We start from the raw sequence: 21,274 nt of genomic DNA on the forward strand, positions 1-21,274 counted from the left end.
ACGTCGTGCCGTGAGCCGACGGGGAAGGGGCTCGCCGGTCGTATCGGCGGGCCTGATGGCGCTCGTGGTCCTCTCGGCCGCGGCGTGCAGGGACGAAGCCACGGCGCCGCCCACGGCTTCTCCCAACCGGCGGCCGACGCCGACGAGCACGATCCCGCCGCAGGAACTGGCGGCGGGCGATACGCTCACGCTGGACGCGTCGGCCTATTTCACGGACCCGGACGGGGACGCGCTCACGTTCTCGGTCGAGACCTCCGACCGCGGCGTCGCGTCGGCTTCACTCTCGGGCGCCACCGTCGCCGTCGTCGGGGTCGCGCCGGGCGAGGCGCGGGTCACGATCCGGGCCCGCGATCCCCGTGCGCTGCAGGCCCGGCTGGACTTCACCGTCCTCGTGCCCGTGCCCGTGACGGCGGACCACGTCGTGCTCCGGGCGCTCTACGAGGCGACGGGGGGCGAGGGCTGGACGCACGACGACAACTGGCTGACCGGGCGGCCGCTCGACACGTGGTACGGCGTGGGCGTGGATGCGGAGGGGCGGGTGACGGACCTCCGCCTCGACTTCAACGGGCTCCGGGGACCGTTGCCCCCGGAACTCGGCGATCTCGACCGGCTCCAGTCGCTCGTGCTGTCGCGAAACGAACTTACCGGGGCCGTCCCACCGGAACTGGGCCGGCTGCCGATCCTTGTGCACCTGGATCTTCGCAACAATCGCTTCGCGGGTGAAATCCCGCCGCTGATCGGCGACTTCGGCTATCTGGACGTGCTGGATCTCGCCGGCAACGAATTCGAGGGGCCGATCCCGGTCGCGCTGGGCAAACTCGGCGCGCTGCGGTGGCTGGACCTGAGCGACAACCATCTGACGGGACCGGTCCCGTCCGAACTCGGCGGCCTGGGCCGGATCGAGACCCTGCTGCTCATGCGGAACGACCTCGAGGGGCCGGTGCCCGCGGCGTTCGGGCGTCTGGCCGCGCTCCGCGTCCTCAACCTGTCGGGCAACGCAGGACTGTCCGGCCCCGTGCCCGTCGAGTGGACGTCGATGCGGCGGCTGTCCCAGCTCCACCTGGGCGGCTCGACGCTCTGTGCGCCCGCCGCACCCGCCTTCCGGGACTGGCTCGAGCGGCTGTACCGATACCGGCTCGCCGCGTGCGGGCAGGACGCGTCGATCGTCCTCACGCAGGCCGTGCAGTCGTCACGATTCCCGGTGCCGCTCGTCGCCGGGGACTCCGCGCTCCTGCGCGTGTTTCTCACGACTCCTGAAGGCGCGTCCGTCGATTTCCCGGCGGTCCGGGCCCGGTTCTACCTGGACGGCGCCGAGACCCACGTCGTCGACATTCCCGCGCAGTCGAACCCCGTGCCGACCGTGATCGAGGAAGGCGACCTCGCCGCATCCGCGAACGCCGTGATTCCCGGACGGGTCGTGCAGCCCGGGCTCGAAATCGTCGTCGAGACGGATCCCGGCGCCACGCTGAACCCGGCCCTCGGACTCACGCGGCGAATCCCCGACAACGGCCGGCGCGCCGTCGATGTCCGGCGGATGCCCACCTTCAATCTCACGGTGATTCCGTTCGTGCTCGCGTCCGAACCGGACAACTCGATCGTGGGCTACGTGAACGATCTGACGCCGGAGCACGAACTCTTCTGGGACACGCATACGCTGCTCCCCGTCGGAGCCATGACAGTCCGGGCGCACGAGGCCGTGATGGTGTCCACCAACAGCCAGGGCGCGCTGTTGAGCCGGACGGCGATGATCCGCGCCGCCGAGGGATCTATCGGGCACTACATGGGCACGATGACGAACAGCGACGGCGGCGGCCTGGCCTACGTCGGCGGGTTCGCCAGCTTCTCCAGCCACGACCGGGCCGACATCGTCGCGCACGAGTTCGGGCACAACATGAGCCTCAGCCACGCCCCGTGCAGCGCGACCGGTCCCGATCCGTGGTATCCCGGGGGGACCGGGCACATCGGCGCGTGGGGATACGATTTTCGCGATGGCGGAGAACTCGTGCCGCCGGAGCGGCCCGACATCATGGGATACTGCGATCCGCACTGGATCGGGGACTATCACTTCTACAATGCGATGCGCTTCCGCCTCCGCACCGAGCCGACCGCTTCCGCCTCGCGAGCGGCAGGCGGCGGCAATGACCGCTCGCTGCTGCTTTGGGGCGGCGTGAGCGAAGCAGGCGTTCCCTACCTGGAGCCCGCCTTCGTTCTCGACGCTCCGCCCTCCTTGCCCCGCCCCGGCGGCGACCATCGGATTCGCGGTCGGAACGCGTCCGGTGAAGAACTGTTCGCGTTGCGCTTCGACATGTGGCACATCGACCACGGGAACGGAGCCCTGGGCTTCGCCTTCGCCGTGCCCGTCCAGCCCGAGTGGTCGCGGGCGCTCGCGAGTCTCACGCTCTCCGGGCCCGAGGGATCCTTCACGCTCGACGGCGAGAGCGACCTACCCACCGCCATCGTGCGCAATCCCGCGACCCGGCAGGTGCGCGCGATCCTTCAGGATCCGTCAGCCGCCGGCCTCGCCGGCGCGGTGGCGGAGGCGCTGGCTCCGGATCCCGCTCTGGAGGCGATGGTCAGCCGCGGGCTACCGGACCCCGCGGACTGGGACCGGTAGCCCCCAGCGCTACCCGCCTTCGCGGTCGCGCAGGTCGGCGAGAGCGTCGGTGTCGATCGCGTCGCGAAGCTCGTGGAGTTCGTCGATCGTCAGGTTCCGCCCCTCCAGCGCGACGACGAAACGATCCTCGATGAACCAGGTGAACTCCGCGCGGCCGCGGTCGCCGCGGGTGCGGCGGAACTCCTCGATGGCCGGATAGCCCTCGTATTCGATCGTGCGCTCCCACCCGCGGTCGCTCTCCTGGTCGACCGAGAGGTCGAGCCACTCCACGAAGCCCTCCGAGCCGATCAGGGGAATCGCGCCGATGTCGGCGATGGAGATTTCGACCTCCGCTCCGTTCCTCCCCTCGTACTCCGCTTCGGCGACGGACACGTGGAACCCGAGAGCTCCGCCCGTCGCCCCCTCGCGCGAGACCCGCCTCAGGTTCCCCGCCCGCTCCGGCAGGAGACCGTAGAACTCGCGAAAGGAGATCGGGCGATCGACCAGCGTCTCGGCACTCAGGTCTTCGGCGAGATCGGACACGTGCTCGCCGATCTCCTCCACCGCGTCGGTAATGCTGGCCGCGATTTCGTCGGCGGCATCGCGCAGGTCCTCCCGCACTTCCACGGCTTCGTCCCGAGACTCGTTGTCGCCGACGAAGATGCAGCCCGCCGACGTGAAGCCGCAGACGAGGGCGCCCGCGAGGGCGATCCGCCGCGCGGGGCGGCCGAGAGAGTGGCGTTTCCGGAACATCTCTTTCCTCCAGGCGCTGTACGCAGAGTTAGGGGACCTGTGCGCGCCTACGCGCCTCGCCGTGAGGAAGTGTCAGACCGCGCGGACGGGAGGCCCCGGGCCGTCGATCGGAGGCGCCGGGCAGTTGACCGGAGGCGTCGGGCCGTTGACCGCCGACCCGGGCGGTTCGATGGTGTTCTCCATGAACAGCGCTCCGTCCGATCCCGCCGTGTCGCCCAGGGCTCGCATCGCGGCGCTGGCCCGGGACGACAAGTGGTTCCTGGGGGGGCTGGACGGCGTGGTGTGGGCACCGCCATTCCCGCAGTGGCTGCACCGGCCGGGGTTCTGGGACCCGGCTCACCTGTTGCAGCACGAGGTCGGGCCCGGGTTCTCGATCGCCCTCGTGGGCTCGGACGGGCGGGAGAGCCCGCTCCACCGGGCGGCCCCCGGCCCGGACGATGGCGAGCCGGCGGTCGGCAGGTGGCGGCCCGGGCGACTGGTCGTCACGTGGGCCGACGAGCGCGGCACTCTCGTCGAGGAGCGCCGCCGGGTGCTGCCGGGCGGCATCCTGGAATCCGCCTGGGGCGTCCCCCGAGACTTCGAGGGCCATCTCGTCGCCTTCACCGCGCAGCCCGCGGGCGCGACGCACGGGGTGGCGCCCACGGCGGATGGGGTGGGCTGGACGCGGGTCGTCTCGGACCGGCGCGGGCAGGAACTGGCCCTGCGCATGGAACTCGCGGGCTCGGGATCGCCCGCGTGGCGGCGCGTCGTACCGTCCGAGGGGCGCGGGGTGCCCGAATGGCGGCACTCACCCTTCGCGGAGGAGGTCGGCGCCCCCGAGAGCGCCGCGGCCGCGGGCGCCGACCCCACGTCCGGCCCGCCCCACGATCCGAACTCCGGCCCGCGCACCCACCGCACGGGATGGATCTGGATCGCCGTCGCGTTTCCGCTGACGGGGATCGACGGTGGGGGGGCGCCGGCCATTCGGCTGAACCTCCGCCTCCGGGAGACCGAGTCTCGGCGCCGGGCCGCGACGCCCTCGATAACCCCGGCTCCGACATCCTCGACGCCCCCGTCCGACGAGATCCCGACGCCCTCCGGCTGGGAGTCCTTCTTCGGCGGTTTTCCGCATTTCGAGAGCGGGGATCCCTATCTGGACCGCACCTTCGACTACCGGATCTACGGCCTCGGCCTGAACCGCATCGAGGGTCGCTGGGGCCCCGTACGGCGCCCCGCCATCGCCGAGGGCCCGGAGTACTTCCACGTGCCGATCGCGTACAGCGCACAGTGCCACATGATGGAGATGCGGTGGCGGAAGGGCGGGCGCGAGGCGTGGGGCTCGCTCCTGAACTTCGTCGACAACCAGAAGCCGGATGGCTCCTTCCACGGGCGCCTCTATCCGGAGCGCCTCGAGGGAACGGACTTCTACCACGCGAACTGGGGCGATGCGCTGCTCGCGGTCGATGACATGCATCCCGATGCGGCGGCGCTGGCCCGCTGCTACGAGGGGTTGTCGCGCTACGCCCGCTGGCTGAAGGCGGCGCGCGACTCGGAGGCCTCGGGGATGTTCACCGTCACGAACCACTTCGAGACGGGACAGGAGTACATGTCGCGCTACATGGCCGTTGACGAGGAGGCCGACGTGGCCGGGTGGCGTCCCCGGCTGCGCCTCAAGGGGATCGATGTCACGGTGTACGCACACCAGTTGTTTCGCGCCCTCGCCGCCGTGGCGCGCCGTCTGGAGCGGCCCGGCGACGAGGCCGGGTGGCGCGGGCTCGAGGCACGCTGCCGGAGGGCGATCGACGAGCACATGTGGTCTGCGGAGGCCGGGCTTTTCACGGATGTGGACGGACGCACCGGCGAGCGGACCGGCGTGAAGGCGGCGGTGGGGTTCTATCCGCTGCTCATCGGAGGGGTGGAGGGCACGCGGCTCGATGCCCTGCTCGACCACCTGGAGGATCCCGGAACCTTCGGCACGCGCTTTCCCCTGCCTTCGTCGAGCGTGGACGATCCGCGGTTTTCGGCGGAGGGCATCTGGCGCGGGAAGCGCCGCAACTGCCCCTGGAACGGACGCGTCTGGCCGATGACGACGAGCCACGTGATCGAAGGGCTGCTGCGCTGCTGGCGCGGCGGGAACGCGCGGGCGGGGGCGCTGGCGGCCGACATGCTCCGCCGCTTCGCCCGCATGATGTTCACCGATGGCGATCCCTCGCGCCCGAACTGCTTCGAGCACTACAACCCGCACACGGGGCGCGCGTGCCACTTCCGGGGGATCGACGACTACCAGCACTCGTGGATCCTCGACCTGCTGGCGCGCGGATTCGGCGGGCTTCACGTGGACGCGTCGGGCATCGAAGTGCGGCCGCTGCCGAACGGTCCCCCCCGCGTGTCGCTGGGACCGGTCTTCGCTCGGGGCCGGGAGCTTCGCGTGCAGGTGGGGCCCGAACGGGTGCGCCTCGAGGTGGACGGCGAGCGGTTCGAAGGGCCGCGTGGCGAGGCCCTGCGGGTGCCGTGGATCCGGTGAGTGCCGTGAGTCGCGCGCCGCAGGGCGTGGAGCTGCGCGGCGTGGAGAAGCGGTACGGCAACGTCGTGGCCGTCCGTGCGCTGGATCTGGAGGTCGGGCCGGGAGAACTGGTCGTGCTGGTGGGACCCTCGGGGTGCGGGAAGAGCACGCTGCTACGCCTCATCGCCGGGCTCATCGAACCCACCGCCGGGGAGGTGTGGATCGGGGGGCGGCGGGTGGACGACGTCGGGCCGGGCGCCCGCGACGTGTCCATGGTGTTTCAGAGCTACGCGCTCTATCCGCATATGACCGTGGCCGGGAATCTGGGCTTCGGCCTGCGCGTGCGGGGCACGCCGCGCGAGGAGATCGAGCGTCGCGTCGCTGACGCCGCCGCCGCGCTCGGGCTCGCCGAACTGCTGTCGCGGAAGCCCGGCGAACTGTCCGGCGGACAGCGCCAGCGCGTCGCTTTGGGGCGGGCCATGGTCCGGGACCCGGGCGTATTCCTGTTCGACGAGCCGCTCTCGAATCTCGACGCGGAACTGCGGCTGCGGACCCGGGACGAGATCGCCGCCCTGCACCGGCGTCTCGGCACGACGATGATCTTCGTGACGCACGACCAGGTGGAGGCGCTGTCGCTGGGCCAGCGGGTCGCGGTGATGGACCGCGGCCGGCTTCAGCAGGTGGGCACGCCGGATGAGGTGTACCGCTGGCCGAGGAACCTGTTCGTCGCGGGGTTCGTGGGCTCGCCGACCATCAACCGCATCCCGCTCGTCCGCGACGAGGGGGGACGCCTCGCGGGCGGTCCGTTCGCCCTGCACGGGCCGCCGGAGCTCGACCGGGCGACGCTCGCGGTGCGGCCGGAGGATCTCGCGGTCGTCCCTGCCCGGGGGCACGATTCAAGCGAGGCCGGCGACGCGACCGAAGTGAGCGACTTTCGGGCCGCCGTGCTCCGGGTGGAGGCGCTCGGCAGCGAGCAGCGCGTGCACCTGGACGGCCCCGGCGACGCGGCGTGGGTGGCGCGCGCGGGCCCCGCACAGCGGATCGCGCCGAGCGACCGGGTGAATGTCTCTGTCGCGTGGGAGCGCAGCCACCTGTTCGGCCCGGATGGCCACCGCGAGGAGGCCGCACCGCGACCGATCGGCCGCCCGGGCCCCGGATGACAGGCCCCAGGCCGCGCATGCCCCGGTCGACCACGCGCCGGTCGGCGCCGGCGACGACGTTTCGCGCCAAGGGCGTCGCCGCCGCCCTCCCCCGCGCGACCCTTGTCCTCGCTGCCCTCGGCCTCGCGGCGGCTGGCTGCGCGCCCGGCGAGTCGGGCAACGTGCTGCGCGTGGCCCTCTGGGCCGGCGGACACGAACTCGAGATCGAGCGGCAGGTGGCCGACCGCTACGAGGCGCTGCACCCCGGCGTGCGGGTCGTGCTCGAATCGGCCCCCAACGGGTACGAGGAGCGGCTGCTGACCTCGATCGCGGCGGGGCGTCCGCCCGATGTCTACCTCATGGATTCGCCGGACATTCCGACCTTCGTGGAGCGCGGGCTGGCGCTGGATCTCGCACCGTACACGGAAGCGCTCGGCTTTCGGCCGGACAGCGTGTTCGGGCAGGTAGTGGACGCGTTTCGCCGGGGCGCATCCGTGTTCGCGCTGCCGAAGGACTTCACGCCGATGGTCCTGTACGCGAACCGGCGCGTGCTCGCCGCCGCGGGGGTCGAAGGCCTTCTGCCCGCGGCCGGGTGGACGTGGACGGACTTCCGGCGGGCCGCGGAGGCAGTTGTCGCGGACACGGACGGCGATGGCCGGAACGACGTGTTCGGCTTCGACTTCCCGCGCAATCTCTACCAGTGGGTGCCGTTCGTGTGGTCGGCGGGCGGCGACATTCTCGGCCCTGCCGGCAGCGGGGCGGTGGGTTACCTGGACGGGCCGGAAGCGCTGGAGGCGTACCGCTTCCTTACCGCCCTGGCGGAGGACGGCCTCACGCCGGGCGCGCAGTTCGTCCAGCAGGGAGACCCCGCGCGAGAGGCGCGCTTCGCATCGGGGGGCCAGGCGTTCCTCCTGTCGGGTCACTGGACGCTCCCCGTGTTCCGGAATCTCGTGGAGACGGGCGACCTGGAACTGGCCATCGTCCCCATCCCGCACCACCCGTCGCAGACCGCGGCGACGAGCGTGGTGTACGCGTCCGGGTGGGCCGTGCCGCCGAACGCACGGCACCTGCGGCGGGCGATCGACCTGGCCGGCTTCCTCGCCTCGCCCGAGGCGCAGCGTATTCGGGCACGGTCGGGACTCGCGATTCCGTCGCGGATCGATGTGGCCGCGGAGATCGCGGCGGCGGACCGCACGGGCGTCGAGGACGCGTTCATCGCGCTGGTGGAGGGCGCGCGGATGACGTGGGGCGCCCGGGTGCGCGACTTCTCCCGCATCGAGGCGCTGGCGGTGGAAATCATGGACCGCCGCCTGATTCGGGGAGAGCCCCTCGCCTCGAGCGCCTCGGACGTGGCCCGTCGCATCGACGCGGAGTTCGAGCGGTGAGCCGCGCGCGGCAGCCGGCTCTCGCTCCCCTCGCCGCCGTCGTCCTGGCCGCCGGCCTGGCGCTGGTTGTGGCCATCGCCGCCGGTCGGGTGCAGAGCGTGCGGGTGGCGTCGGCGGAGGCCGAGGCGCGCATGGCGGCCGCGCTGTGGGAGGCGGGGGGCGGCGTCCCGGCCGTCGTCGGACTACTCGGCGAGCGGGCCACGATGCTCGGCGCGGGCGACGGAGGCGAAGGGGCGGGGGCATACGCGTACGAGGCCGGCGCGCTCGAGCCCGCCGCCTGGATCGCGGTCGCGCCACGCGGCGCGGGCGGACGGCTGGGCGCCCTCCCCGGCGCCGCCCTCGCCATCGCGCTGGCGGGCGCGGCGATCATCGCGGGCTGGGCGGCGGGCCGGCGCCGCGGGCCGGCCCGCTCTCGCTACCCGGGCGGCATCGCACTCCTCTCGATCAGTTGCATCGCCCTCGCGGCGGCTACCGCCGGGCGGTGGGCGGACCGCGAACTCCGATTGCTGAGCGCCGCCACGGTGGCCCAGGGCGCGCAGGCTGTCGAGCTGGCCCTGGCGGGCGGCGCGGAGCCGGCGCGCGCCGCCCGGGTCGCGCGCCTTCCCTGGGCCAGCGACGGATCACTGGCGTCCGCGGACGGGCAGTGGACCATGCCGTCCGAGGTGGCGGCGGCCATCGCCGCCGCGCCGGACCGAGGGTCGCAGCCGGCGGGGGCGCCGGCAGGGGCGCCACACACGGTGGAGGCGGGCGGCGCTACGTGGCACGCGGCCCGCGCCGCCGACATCCACCTCGCCCTCCTCGGATACGAGCGCACCGCCTCGCCCGCCCTCGCGCTGGCCGCCGCGGGCGGGCTCGCGACCCTGCTGGTCGTGCTGGCGCTCCACCTGGTGCAACTCGCGGCCCGTCCCCGCGCCCTGCGTCGAACCCTCGCGGCCTGGGGCCTCCTCGCGCCGGCGGCGGCCCTCATCCTCGCGTTCACCCTCGGGCCGCTCGTCTTCTCGCTGTGGATCTCGCTGCACGAGTGGCGCCTCATCGACCCCGCGCCGCTCTTTCTCGGATTCGACAACTACGCGGCGCTGCTCGCGGACGGCGAGTGGTGGTCGGCGATCGGGAACACGGCGCTGTTCACGCTGCACGTGCCCGCCGCGATGGCCATCGCCCTCGCCCTCGCGCTCCTCACCCGCGGATCGCGCCGCGCCATGCGCTGGGCCCGGCTCGCCCTCTTCCTCCCCGGAATCACGAGCGTGGCGGCGATCGCGGTGGTGTGGAAGTGGCTGCTGAGCGACCGGTACGGGCTGCTGAACCGGGGCCTGGAGCGCGTCGGGCTCGAGTCCGTCCCCTGGCTCACCTCGCCCGACACCGCGCTCATCAGCCTGATGATGATCGGCGTCTGGATGGTCCTGGGCTACCAGATGGTCGTCTTCCAGGCGGGCCTCGCCGCGATCCCGCGCGACTGGTACGACGCGGCACGGGTCGACGGCGCGGGGCCGTGGCAGCGCTTCCGTCACGTCACCCTCCCCGGCCTGCGCCACACCCTCTTCTTCGTGCTCGTCACGTCCGTCATCGGGTCCTTCCAGGTGTTCGGACTCGTCTATGTGATGACCGAGGGCGGTCCGCTGGGCGCCACCGACGTCGCCGTCTATCACATCTACCGGGAGGCGTGGGAGTTCCTGCAGTTCGGCAACGCGGCGGCGATGAGCTGGATGCTGTTCGCGGTTGTATTCGCCGCCACCTGGCTGCACTTCCGCTTCCTCGATGCGCGGCGCGCCCATGGCTGAGCGCGCGGTCCCGCCCCGGACGGCGCGTGGCCTCCTGCTCGCCGCCGCCTGCCTCGTCATGGCCGCGCCCTTCGCGTGGATGGCGCTCACGAGCCTCATGGGACAGCTCGAAGTGTTCGCCGGCGGGGGTCTCCTGCCGCGGCCGCCGCGGTGGTCCAACTATCCGGAGGCGCTCACGGCCCAGCCCTTCGGGCGCTACTTCCTGAACTCGCTCGTGTTCGCGACCGCGGTGGCGGCGGGCCAGGTCGCAACCTCGGCCACCGCCGGGTATGCCTTCGCCCGCCTCGACTTTCCGGGACGGGATGGACTGTTCATGCTCTTTCTGTCGACGATGATGGTGCCCGCGGTCGTCATCCTCATCCCTCGCTTCCTCATGATCGAGGCGCTCGGCTGGATCGACACCTACCAGGGACTCATCTCCACGGAACTCGTCTCCGTGTGGGGCATATTTCTCATGCGGCAGTACTTCCGGACGGTGCCGCGCGAGCTGGAGGACGCCGCGCGCGTGGACGGTGCCGGGCGCGTGCGCATCTTCTGGAGCGTCGCGCTGCCGCTCGCGAAGCCCGCCGTGGCCACGCTCGCCCTGTTCGCGTTCGTCGACGCGTGGAAGAATCTTCTGTGGCCGCTCCTCGTGACCCGCTCCATGGAGATGCGCGTCGTCGAGGTGGGAATCGCGGCCTTCCATTCCACCTACGAAATCAACTGGCCCTACCAGATGGCGGCCGGCGTCGCCGCGGTTCTGCCCATCGCCCTCCTCTTCCTCTTCACCCAACGGTACTTCGTGCGCGGCATCCAACTGGAAGGCATCCGCTAGCGTGATGCGGGTCGGGGCGCTTGAGGCGCGGCGCTGGGCGGGGCTCGTGTTTGCGGCCGGACCCGGCGACGGGATCGGCCTTCGACTCGTCTTCACGACTCCGAGCGGTGAGCAGCGGGAGTTGGAGGACTGGTACTGGATGGTCTCCCGCGTCGGTCCCCACGCGCCGGATGGATTTTATGCGCGCATGGAGTTCGACCTCGCCGCCGAGCCGTCGTCGGATTCCCGCCCTGCGGAGGGCACGCTGATCCTGGAGTGGTCGCGCTGCGAGAATGCCCTGGCGCTGCGGGCTGTGGCGCGCGTGCCCGGCCGCGTGGAACTGGTGGGGGATGATCCGTGGGGGTGGAAGGCGCGGTGGGACCAGGCATCCGATGGCTGGCGGGCCGCGCTGGAAGGCGTGGAGATCGCCGCCGCCTTCGCGCCGCGGGCGGGGGAACGCGCGGCCACGGTCGTCGCCTGGGAGCCGAAGGGGGCGCGGCCCGGATCCACGCCCGCCCTGGACCGCGCCCGACGGCTTCTCCCGGAGCTGGACCGCTGGATCGACGACGCGCGCGCCGACTGGGACCGCCGCCGCCCCCGTGGGTCCGGGGCCGCGGAAGAACTCGTCGAAGCCGTCGCGGACCACTCGATGTGGAACGTCCTCCTCCAACCGGAAACGGGACGCCTGTACGCGCCGGCCGGCCGCCGCTGGATCTTCCCGAAGCCGGGGGGCAGCGGACGCGGGGACGGCGCGGCGGAGCCGGACGACTGGACGGTGTTCGGGTGGGATTCGTTCTTCAACGCGCTCGCGCTCGCCACGGCGTCGGGGCGGTTGGCGTGGGACGTCCTCCTCGCCGGGCTCGAGTCGCGTTATCCGAACGGGAACGTGCCCAACTGGAGGAGCCGCCTCGGCGGCACGCCCGATCGCTCCCAGCCCCCGGTGGGGTCGTTCGCGGCGCTGAAACTGCACCTCGCCTGTCCCGACGAAGACGCGCTGGCCGCGGCCTGGACCGGGCTCCGCGAGTGGAACGACTGGTGGGTGGCGGACAAGGGTGGGCGGCCGCGCCGGGAGGGCCTCACGCCGGGGCTTCTGGCCTGGGGTTCGGATACGGCGCGGGTTCCGCCGCGCGAGCAGCTTCCGGAGTGGGAGGTGAGCGCAAGCGGCCACCAGCGGGGGGCATGGGAATCGGGGCAGGACGACCTGCCGCTGTGGGAGGAGGCGGCATGGGATCCGGAGCGGGAAGTCCTCGCCATGTCCGCCGTCGATCTGTGCAGCTACCGCGCCCTGGACCTCGAATGCCTGGCGCGGATCGCCCGCATTCTGGGCCACGGGGGGGAGGCGGAGCGGCTTGAGGCGGAGCGCTGCCGGCTCGTCCGGACGATGAACCGGGTGCTTTGGTCCGAAGCCGCGGGGCTGTACCTGGACGAGCTGCCCGGCGGCCACTCCCCTCGCGTGGCCGCGTCGAACTTCCTTCCCCTGGTTGCCGGCGCGCCATCGGCTCGCCGGGCGCGGCGCATGGCCGGTGTGCTTCGCAACCCCGCGCGCTTCCGGGGCGAGTGGGTGCTGCCCACGATCTCGCGCGACGACCCCGCCTTTGACGACCAGCAGTACTGGCGCGGTTCCATTTGGCCGCCCATGAATTACCTCGTGCTGCAGGGACTGCGGCGGTACGGGTTCGACGAACTGGCGAGTGAACTCGCATGGAAAGGGGCGCTCATGTTCCTGGCCGATCTCCGGCGTACGGGGTTCTGCCGCGAGAACTTCGACGCGCGCAGCGGCCGGGGGCGAGGGCACCGGTTCCAGAGTTGGGGACCGCTGCTCGCGCTGGGCGCGATCGAGGAGTCCGTCGCCGCGTGTCCTTGGCGGGGACGGTCGAGTTGACGCCATGACCGTGGAGGCGGCCGACCGGCCGGAACGGCCGGCCTTGGTGATCCTTGCCGCCGGGCAATCCACCCGGTTCGGTCGCCCCAAGCAGCTCGAACCGGTGGGGCCGGGCGGCGGGTCGCTGCTCGAGTACGCCGTGTACGACGCCGTGCGCGCGGGCTTCGGGCGTTTCGTGCTCGTCGTGCGCGAGAGCCAGCGCGATGAGTTCGAGACGCGCCTGGCGCCGGTGCGGGCGGCGGGGATCTCCCTCTCCTTCGCCCGCCAGCGTCTCGCCGACGCCGACCTCGTCCCGCTCCCCCCGCCCGGGCGCGTTCGGCCCTGGGGCACGGGATTCGCCGTGTTGTCCGCGGCGACCTCCCTGTCCCGCCGGGCCCCGTTCGCCGTGTGCAACGCGGACGACTTCTACGGGCGGATCGCGTACGAGGGCCTGGCACACGCGCTCGCGGCGCCGCCTCCGGGCATCCGTGCCTTCGCGGTGACCTACTCCCTGGCCGACACCCTGTCCGCTTTCGGCGGCGTGTCGCGCGGCCTGTGCGAAGAGGGGCCCGACGGCACGCTGCTCCGCATGACCGAGGGCCTCGACCTGCGCCTCGACGGCGGCGCGCAGCGGACGGGCGGAGGCGCCGATGCCGCCGTGGTCCGGCCCGACGTCGTCGGGTGCACGCCCTCCGGCGCGGCGATCCGCGTGGGCGCGGACAGCCAGGCGTGCATGGGCCTGTGGGGCTTCTTCCCCGACATCCTGCCGTTGCTGGAGGAGCGCTTCCGGGATTTCGTCGCTGCCTCCCCCGGGACCGAGGACGAGTTCTACCTGTCGGAAACCGTGAGCAACCTGGTGGTCGCCGAACGAACGCGTTGCGGCCTGGTGCCCGCAGGCAAGGGGTGGAAGGGCGTCACCTTCCCCGGAGACCACGAGGGCGTCGCCGTCTGGCTCCGGCAACTCACGGAGGCGGGCGCGTACCCCGTCGACCTCTGGACGCCGTACGCCCACGCGAAGCCGGTGCGCTCGGCGCAGGCGTCGCTCTTCGGTCCACCGCAGGCGTTGCCCAGTGGCGTCGCGACCGCTCCGGGGCGCATCAACCTGATCGGCGAGCACATCGACTACAACGGCCTGCCGGTGCTGCCAATGGCTCTCGACCGACACGTCAACGTGGACTTCGAGGCGGTGGCGCACTCGACGGTCGAACTCGAAGGCGATTCCGACCATGGTTCGTTCGCCTTTCGGCTGGAGCGCGCCACGGAATCCGCACCCCAGGGCCACTGGTCGAACTACGTGCGGGCCGCGGCCCGGGGGTTGCTCGACCACGGCGTCGAACTGAAGCGAGGCATCCGGGGCACGGTCACGGGCACCGTACCGGTGGCGGAGGGGCTGTCGTCCTCCTCCGCCCTCGTGGTCGCGTCCGCGCTGGCGCTGTTGCACGCGAACGAAGAGCAGGTGGAGGCACTGGAACTGGCGGCGCTCCTCGCCCGGGCCGAGCGCCATGTCGGCCTGCAGGGCGGCGGGATGGACCAGGCCGCGTCCCTCTGCGGAAAGGAAGGGCACGCGCTGCGGATCGACTTCGAACCGCTGCGCGTGACGCCGGCGCCGGTGCCGGAGGGCTGGCGGTGGATCGTCGCCTCGTCGTTGACGCGCGCGGAGAAGGCGGGCGCGGTCCGCGAGTTGTACAACGAGCGGCGGGCCCAGTGCGCGGAGGCCCTCGAGCGGGTGGGGCGAACCTCCTGGCTGGAGGTGATGGAAGCCGACCAAGCCGAGTTCGCCACCGTCCTGGCCGGGGCGCGGAAGTCGCTGCCGCTCACGTTGTCGAGGCGCTTTCGCCATGTGGCCACGGAGGGCCGGCGGGTGATCGAGGCCGAGCGCGCGCTTCGCGACGGTGAGATGGCCTCCTTCGGCCGCCTGATGAACGAATCGCACGCCAGCCTGCGCGATGACTTCGGCGTGAGCACGCCGGCGCTGGACGAGATCGTGGGGGTCGCCCGCGACGCGGGCGCGGCCGGGGCGCGGCTCACGGGCGCGGGATTCGGCGGCTGCGCGGTCGCGCTCTGCGGCGCGAACGAGGCGAAGGCCGTGATCGAGGCCCTGATCGATCGTTTCTACGCCCCCCGCGGAGGGGTCGGCCGCCGCGCCCTGTTCGTCGCCGACGCCTCCGACGGCGCCACCGTAACGAGCGAAGGAGGTGTCACGTGTTCCGATTGACGTTGCGGCAGTTGCGAACCGCCGCGCTGGCCGCGGCCATCCCGTGTACTGCCTTGACTGCGGCCGCGTGCGACGCTCCGGGGCCCCGCGCCCGGATTTCCGAGGAGGTGCGGGTTCTGGACACGTATCCGTTCTCGGATCCGAACCCCGTGCCGGTGCTGGCCACCGACCGCCGGCTGTACCCCTACCACACGTTCGAGGGGTACGCGGCGACGTCGGAGCCCCGGGAGTGGAAGGTCGTGACGATGGAGAACGACCTCATCGAGGTCTTCGTCCTTCCGGAGGTGGGCGGCAAGGTGTGGGGGGCCGTCGTGAAGGCGACCGGGCACGAGTTCATCTATCGGAACGAAGTGATGAAGTTCCGGGACATCGCGCTCCGCGGCCCGTGGACCTCGGGCGGCATCGAGTTCAACTTCGGCGTCATCGGGCACACGCCGGCCACCGCTACGCCGGTGGACTACCTGGTGCGCGAGAACGCGGACGGCAGCGTGAGCACGATCGTCGGCGCCACCGACCTCCCGTCGCGGACCCCGTGGCGGGTCGAGATCCGGCTTCCGCCGGACCGGGCCGCCTTCGAGACGCGTGTGCTGTGGTACAACCCGACCCCGCTGGAGCAGCCCTACTACAACTGGATGACGGCCGCGGCCTTCGCGCAGGACGACCTGGAACTGTTCGTGCCCGGCAACGCCTACCTGGAGCACTCCGGGCGGGCGCGCCCCTGGCCCGAGGACGAGGAGGGGCGATTCCTCCCCCTCTACCGCAACAACGCATTCGGGGGACACAAGTCCTACCACGTCGTCGGAGCGCTGAACGACTTCTTCGGCGGCTACTACCACGACGAAGACTACGGCTGGGGACACTGGGCCCCGCACGAGGAAATGCCCGGGCGCAAGATGTGGCTGTGGGCGCTCTCGCGGGCGGGCGGCATCTGGGAGGATCTGCTCACCGACACGGACGGACAGTACGTCGAGTTCCAGGCCGGGCGGCTCCACGCGCAGTACCAGCCGGGAGCGCACCGCAACCCGATCTCGCAGGCCGGGTTCGATCCGTTCTCGGCCAGCCGCTGGACGGAGTGGTGGTTCCCGCTGGAAGGAACCGGCGGCCTCACGGACGCCTCGCCCCACGGCGCCATGCACGTCGAACGGGAGAGCGACCGCCTGCGGGTCGTGATCCAGGCGTTCGGGGCCGGGGTCGACACCGTGGCGGCATGGTCGGGCGGCGAACCGGTCGACGCGCGGGCGGTGGCGCTCGAACCCCTTGAACCGGTGACCCTCGAGTTCGACGTCGATCCCGGGCGTCCGTGGCGCGTTGCCGTGCCGGGGCTCCGGCTGGAAGCCTGCTCGAGGCCGGACGCGACCGGGCTCGCCGGGGTGTGCGGATTCGGTGGGGATCCCTCGGTGTCCCGGCCGTTCGGGACGAACGCCGAAGCGTGGGACGCGCTCCCGGAGACGGATCGCCTGGTGTTCGAGGCGAGGGAGCTGGTGCGTGGCCGCCGCCATGCCGACGCGCGGACGCTATACCACCGGGCGCTCGATGCCGAGCCGTGGAACCGTGAGGCGTTGCTGGGTCTAGGCGCGCTGGCGTTGAGGTCGGCTCGCCATGAGGAGGGTCTCGCCCATGCCCGGCGCGCGCTCCAGCTCGACACCTACGATCCGGAGGCCAACTTCCTCGCCGGCAACCTGTATCTGGCCCTCGGGCGCCGCGCCGATGCGCTCGACTCGTTCGGCTGGGCGGCCCGGTCGGTCTCGTTCCGGGCCGCGGCGCGTACTCGGCTGGCGGAGTTGGCGCTGGAGGCGGGGGACATGGCCGAAACGCGCCGCCACGCCGCGCTGGCGCTCGACCACGATCGCGCGAGCATTCCGGCCCGCGAGGTGCTGGCGATCGCGGCGCGGCTGGAGGGAGACGAAGCCGGCGCGGCGCGCGTGCGGGCGGAGCTGCTGGAACTCGACCCGCTGAACCATTTCGTGCTGGCCGAGCGCTATCTCGCGGCGCGGGCCGGGGGACCCGGCGGGGCAGAGGCGACGGACGGAGCCGAAGCCGCGCGCCTCACCGCGTCGATGCGGAGCGAATACCCGGGGCAGACGCTGCTGGAACTCGCCGTGGGCTACGCGAACCGCGGGCTGCCCGGCGATGCCGCCCGCCTGCTGGAGTTGGCGGACCGGGTGGACGGCGGTCCCGTCACCGCGGCGTGGCTCGGCTTCCTGACGGACGACGCGGAGCTCCTGCGGGCGGGGACCGATCCCGCCTTCGCCTTCCCCTACCGCCCGGAGACCCTGCCGGTCCTGCGCTGGGCGGCCCGCGAAGACCCGCACTGGGGCTGGCGCTACCTGCTGGGCCTGAACCTGTGGGCGCTCGACCGCGACGCCGAAGCGGCCGAGGTGCTCGCGACCCTGGGCGATGAGTCCGACTACGGCCCCGCCTACGCGGCGCGCGCGCACCTGACGGAAGCCCTGGGCGGCGACCCCGGACCCGACTTCCGTCGCGCCGTCGAGGTGGATCCCGGCAGCCGCCTCCTCCGCATCTCCCTCATCCGGCATCTGCAGGAGACGGGACGCTGGGGCGAGGCGCGCGAGGCGTCCGGCCGGGGACGGGAACTCTTCCCGGACGACTTCAACCTCGCCCTCATCCACGCGCGGGGGCTCATCCGGGCGGGCGAGTACCGCGAGGCCAACGGGATCCTCGCCGGCACCCTCGTACTACCCTCGGAGAACTCCGGCGAGGCCCACCGCCTGTACGAGCTCCTGCACATCGGGGCCGCGCTGGACGAACTGGAGGCCGGGAACCGCCCGCTCGCCCGCCGTCACCTGGAAGCGGCGCTGCTGTGGCCGGAATCGCTCGGCCAGGGCCGCCCCTTCGACCCCGACGACCGCCTCGTACGGTTCCTGTTCGACGCGGTGGCGGAAAGCCCCGATGCCGGACCCGTGTCCCGGGCCTTCGAGACCGTCACCATCGCCTCGCTGCGCGCCCGCATCGACTCGCTCGCCGCCGCCCCATCCCCGATCGCAACGATCGAGCAGGCGCTACTCCGCCGGGCGGTCGCCGCCGCCGCCCGCCGGTAACTGCGTCGGTAACTACGTTTCGCCCGGTTCGGGCATGCGGTAGCCGACGCCGCGCTCGTTTCGGATGTAGGCTGCGCGGGTCCCGTCCTCGCCCAGCTTCTTTCGGAGCCTCTTGATGACGGCGTGGACGAGTTTCGGGGCGCGGGGGTCCGGATGCCGCCGCCAGACCTTCCGGAACAGGGAACGGTACGTGGACACCCGCCCCGCATTCGTCGAAAGCACGCGCAGGATCTCGTACTCCGTGGCCGTCAGGTCCAGCTTGCGCCCGGCCAGGGTCACGTGGCGGCGTTCGTAGTCGATCGCGAGTGCTCCGAGCACGAAGCGTTCGGGTGCGGCGTGCTTTCGCACGGCAGCCCGCACTCTCGCCGTCAATTCCGTCGGGGAGAATGGTTTGACGATGTAGTCGGCGGCGCCGGCGCCCAGGGCGCGGGCGATGGTCTCGTCCCGTCCGTAGGCGGAGATGAAGATGACCGGCAGATCGGACAGTTCGGGAACCTGCTCCAGCAACTCGATCCCGTCGGCGCCGGACAGCATCAGGTCGAGCAGGACCAGATGGGGTTTCTCGGTCTGGATGACCTTTGACAACTCCCGGTGGTCGCCGGTCACGACCGCAGCGTAACCGGCGGCGGTGAGCGCGTCTCGGACATGGCGCAGCGCCTGCGGATCGTCGTCCACCACGAGGACGCGCACCTGTGCCCGGCGTGGTCCGGGCGCCCCTCCCGGAACCTGGGCAAAGTCCGCCGTTGCAAGGTCACCGTCGGCATGCTCGGCCAACGGGATCGTGTCGGCCAGCGGGACGGTGAAGGTGAACCGGGCGCCCTGGCCCTCGCCGCGGCTCCTGGCCCGGATGCGCCCGCCGTGAGCCTCGACGAGTCCCTTGCAGATGGCCAGCCCCAGACCGCCTTGCGGGCCCTGCTTCGTGTCCCCCGTGCCACCGTAATTCCGGAACAGGTGCGGGAGGCGCTCCGGCGGAATGCCCCGACCGTTATCGGAGACGGTGATCGCGACGTGAGCCCCCTCGTGTCGGGCGGAAACCTCGATATGCGACGACTCCGGAGAGTGCGTGGCTGCATTGGCGAGGAGGTTGTTCAGCACCTGTATGATGCGTTGTCGATCCGCCGATACGAGAGGCAGGTCCCCGGGAAGGTCGACGTGAACCGCGTGCCGGGCGCCGCCGGCCAGGAAGGTGCTCCTCGCCCGGTCCACGAGCCCTGCCACCTCCGAGGATTCGGTCGAGACCGACAGTGTGCCCGTGGCGATGCGCCCGGCATCCAGCAAGTCGCCGATCAGGCCGCTCATCTGGTCCGCCTGCCCATCGATGATGCGGAAGAACTGCAGCATTTCGGCCGCCGAGAAGTCCGCCGAAGGGGCGAGTACGGTGGCCGTCGAACCCTTGATCGACGTGAGCGGCGTCCGCAACTCGTGACTCACGATCCCGAGGAACTCGGTCCGCAGCCGCTCGAGCTCCTCGAATGGCGCCAGGTCCTGCATCGTGACCACCACCGCCCGGACCGCGTCCTCCGACGCGTGGATCGGGGTGGCGTTGACCAGCGTCGTCACGCTCCGGCCGTCCGGGACCGAGAGCGTCATCTCCTCGGTGCGGACCGTCTCGCCGATGCGCAGCTGCTGGGCCAGCGGGAACGCCGCCAGGGAGACCTCGCGCCCATCGGCGCGTCGACAGGTGATGACGTCCAGCAACTCCTCGAGCGCGCGCCCGGGCGCGCTCAGGCCCTCGACGATGCGCCGTGCCTCCTGGTTGAACGATACGGCCTCGCCCGACTCGGCATCGAAGACGACCACGCCCACGGGCGACGTCTCGATCAGGGCTTCCAGGTCAGCCCGTGCCCGGCGCTCCTCGCGGTGGGCCCGGGCGTTGGCGATCGCGGTCGCGGCCTGGGAGGCGAACAGCAGGGTGACCTCTTCGTCGGCGCTCGTGAAGGCGCCGCCGCCCTCCTTCTCGGCAAGAAAGAAGCTGCCGATGTTCACGCCCCGGTGCCGCATCGGCGCGCTCTGCAGCGTGCTGGACCGAATGAGATCCGTCGAGAAGCCGAGCCCCCGGACATAGGCCGGCAGGTCCGTCAGCCGCAGCGGCGCCGCGAGGTCCCGGAAGTGATCGAAGACGCGCGGTCCGTCCGGCCAGGCGGCCAGCTCGCTCGCTTCTTCGGGCGTGAAGCCGGACGTGACGAACTCCGCAACGTTCCCGGCATCGTCCACGGTCACGATCGTCGCGTAGCGGGCCGCCGTCAGGTCGCGGGCGCCGTCCACGACCTCCTGCAGCACCGTATCCAGGTCGAGGCTGTCGCTGACGCGCAGCACGGCGGCGCTCAGTCTGGAGATGCGCTCCTCGAGCACTTCGATCTGTCGCCGCAGCCCCTCACGGTCCTCCGTCATTGGCACCCCTCCGTCATCGTCCGCCACCCTGCAACCGCGCCGGGCCGCCCGACCGGACGACGTCCGAATATCACCGGAATATCGCCGCCACACGGCCCTCGATCGCCCGAAGGTCGCATAAGATGGCCTCGTATATAGGGGTTCCGTGGCTCCCGGGCCAGTGTTGCGGGCCGGGACGTAGCGGCCGAGTCGAGGCGCCTGAACGGATAATCGTCAAAATATCGCCGAAAAATGGTCGTCTATCGCCCAAGTATCGTACACGACCCGCTAGATTAAAGGTGGGGTTTTGTGGGGAGGTGTGGCTGCCTTAGGCCATGAGGTGACCCATGCGGTACCCGGTACTCGCTAGGTCGTCCCCAAGTCGGTCATGGAGCGGTTCGCGTGCGCGGCTTGCCGGGTACATGTACGCCTCCAAGCCGCATGACTCCCGCCCCAACCCGTCGGATCCCGACGACGAAGGAGGCTGCGTCCGGGAGGGAATGTGACGCGCATCGCGCTCGGCATTCTCGCGGCGTACCTCCTCCTGCCGGCCCCCTCGGCCGCGGCGCAGACCGCCGGCGTGACCGTATCAGCCAACAGACTGACCATACAGGAAGGCTCGACGGGTTCCTACACCGTCGTGCTGAACGCGCAGCCGACCGACACGGTGACGATCTCGGTGACCCCGGCCGACGCCCCCTCCAGGTGCCATGAACACGCCGGGACCTCATGTACCCGGAAGTCCGGCGTGGCGACGGTCGACAAGTCGAGTCTGACGTTCACGACGGCGGACTGGAACTCGGCGCAGACGGTGACCGTGACGGCGACCGATGAGGACATGGCCGG

General features: G+C 71.7%; 12 protein-coding genes. 10 read left to right on the top strand and 2 right to left on the bottom strand.

Annotation, left to right across the window (positions count from 1 at the left end):
- The first annotated feature begins 55 nt into the window (after positions 1-55).
- Positions 56-2,614 carry a M66 family metalloprotease gene (locus RN743_RS01370; RefSeq protein ID WP_310775459.1) on the top strand — a complete coding sequence of 853 codons (2,559 nt, stop codon included), beginning with the start codon at positions 56-58 and terminating at the stop codon, positions 2,612-2,614.
- A gap of 9 nt (positions 2,615-2,623) precedes the next feature.
- On the opposite strand, the gene RN743_RS01375 is transcribed toward RN743_RS01370, so the two are convergent.
- Positions 2,624-3,346 carry a hypothetical protein gene (locus RN743_RS01375; RefSeq protein WP_310775461.1) on the bottom strand — a complete coding sequence of 241 codons (723 nt, stop codon included), beginning with the start codon at positions 3,344-3,346 and terminating at the stop codon, positions 2,624-2,626.
- 145 nt (positions 3,347-3,491) lie between these two features.
- Between RN743_RS01375 and RN743_RS01380 the strand changes: the two genes are divergently transcribed.
- Genes RN743_RS01380 through RN743_RS01415 form a run of 8 tightly spaced genes read left to right on the top strand, consistent with a single transcriptional unit; the run spans position 3,492 to position 18,058 of the window.
- Positions 3,492-5,849: a trehalase family glycosidase gene (locus tag RN743_RS01380; protein ID WP_310775463.1), complete on the top strand. Its 2,358-nt coding sequence runs from the start codon at positions 3,492-3,494 to the stop codon at positions 5,847-5,849.
- A gap of 5 nt (positions 5,850-5,854) precedes the next feature.
- Positions 5,855-6,988, top strand: coding sequence for an ABC transporter ATP-binding protein (locus RN743_RS01385; RefSeq protein WP_310775465.1), 1,134 nt, complete (start codon positions 5,855-5,857; stop codon positions 6,986-6,988).
- Positions 6,989-7,005: 17 nt separating this feature from the next.
- On the top strand, positions 7,006-8,352 hold the full coding sequence (locus RN743_RS01390; RefSeq protein WP_310775467.1) for a sugar ABC transporter substrate-binding protein: 1,347 nt from the start codon (positions 7,006-7,008) through the stop codon (positions 8,350-8,352).
- The gene (locus RN743_RS01395; RefSeq protein WP_310775469.1) at positions 8,349-10,130 is read left to right on the top strand and encodes a sugar ABC transporter permease; all 1,782 of its coding nucleotides are present in this window, start codon (positions 8,349-8,351) and stop codon (positions 10,128-10,130) included. Before RN743_RS01390 ends, RN743_RS01395 begins: the two co-directional genes overlap by 4 nt.
- Positions 10,123-10,944, top strand: a complete 822-nt coding sequence (locus RN743_RS01400; protein ID WP_310775472.1) for a carbohydrate ABC transporter permease — start codon at positions 10,123-10,125, stop codon at positions 10,942-10,944. Before RN743_RS01395 ends, RN743_RS01400 begins: the two co-directional genes overlap by 8 nt.
- Positions 10,945-10,948: 4 nt before the next feature.
- Entirely contained in the window at positions 10,949-12,805 is a 1,857-nt protein-coding gene (locus RN743_RS01405; RefSeq protein ID WP_310775488.1) for a trehalase family glycosidase, read from the top strand.
- A 4-nt stretch (positions 12,806-12,809) separates the two neighbouring features.
- A complete protein-coding gene (galK, locus tag RN743_RS01410; protein WP_310775474.1) occupies positions 12,810-14,999 on the top strand; it encodes a galactokinase in 2,190 nt (729 codons plus the stop codon).
- Positions 14,987-18,058 carry a DUF5107 domain-containing protein gene (locus tag RN743_RS01415; protein WP_310775476.1) on the top strand — a complete coding sequence of 1,024 codons (3,072 nt, stop codon included), beginning with the start codon at positions 14,987-14,989 and terminating at the stop codon, positions 18,056-18,058. The genes galK and RN743_RS01415 overlap by 13 nt, the downstream gene beginning before the upstream one ends.
- Before the next feature lie 12 nt (positions 18,059-18,070).
- Here the strand turns inward: RN743_RS01415 and RN743_RS01420 are convergent, their stop codons facing one another.
- Positions 18,071-20,449 carry an ATP-binding protein gene (locus RN743_RS01420; RefSeq protein ID WP_310775477.1) on the bottom strand — a complete coding sequence of 793 codons (2,379 nt, stop codon included), beginning with the start codon at positions 20,447-20,449 and terminating at the stop codon, positions 18,071-18,073.
- Positions 20,450-20,930: 481 nt separating this feature from the next.
- Between RN743_RS01420 and RN743_RS01425 the strand changes: the two genes are divergently transcribed.
- On the top strand, positions 20,931-21,274 hold a 344-nt coding region (locus RN743_RS01425), incomplete at its 3' end, for a hypothetical protein (RefSeq protein ID WP_310775479.1).

Origin of the sequence: Candidatus Palauibacter scopulicola (assembly GCF_947581915.1) — a bacterium.
GTDB lineage: Bacteria > Gemmatimonadota > Gemmatimonadetes > Palauibacterales > Palauibacteraceae > Palauibacter > Palauibacter scopulicola.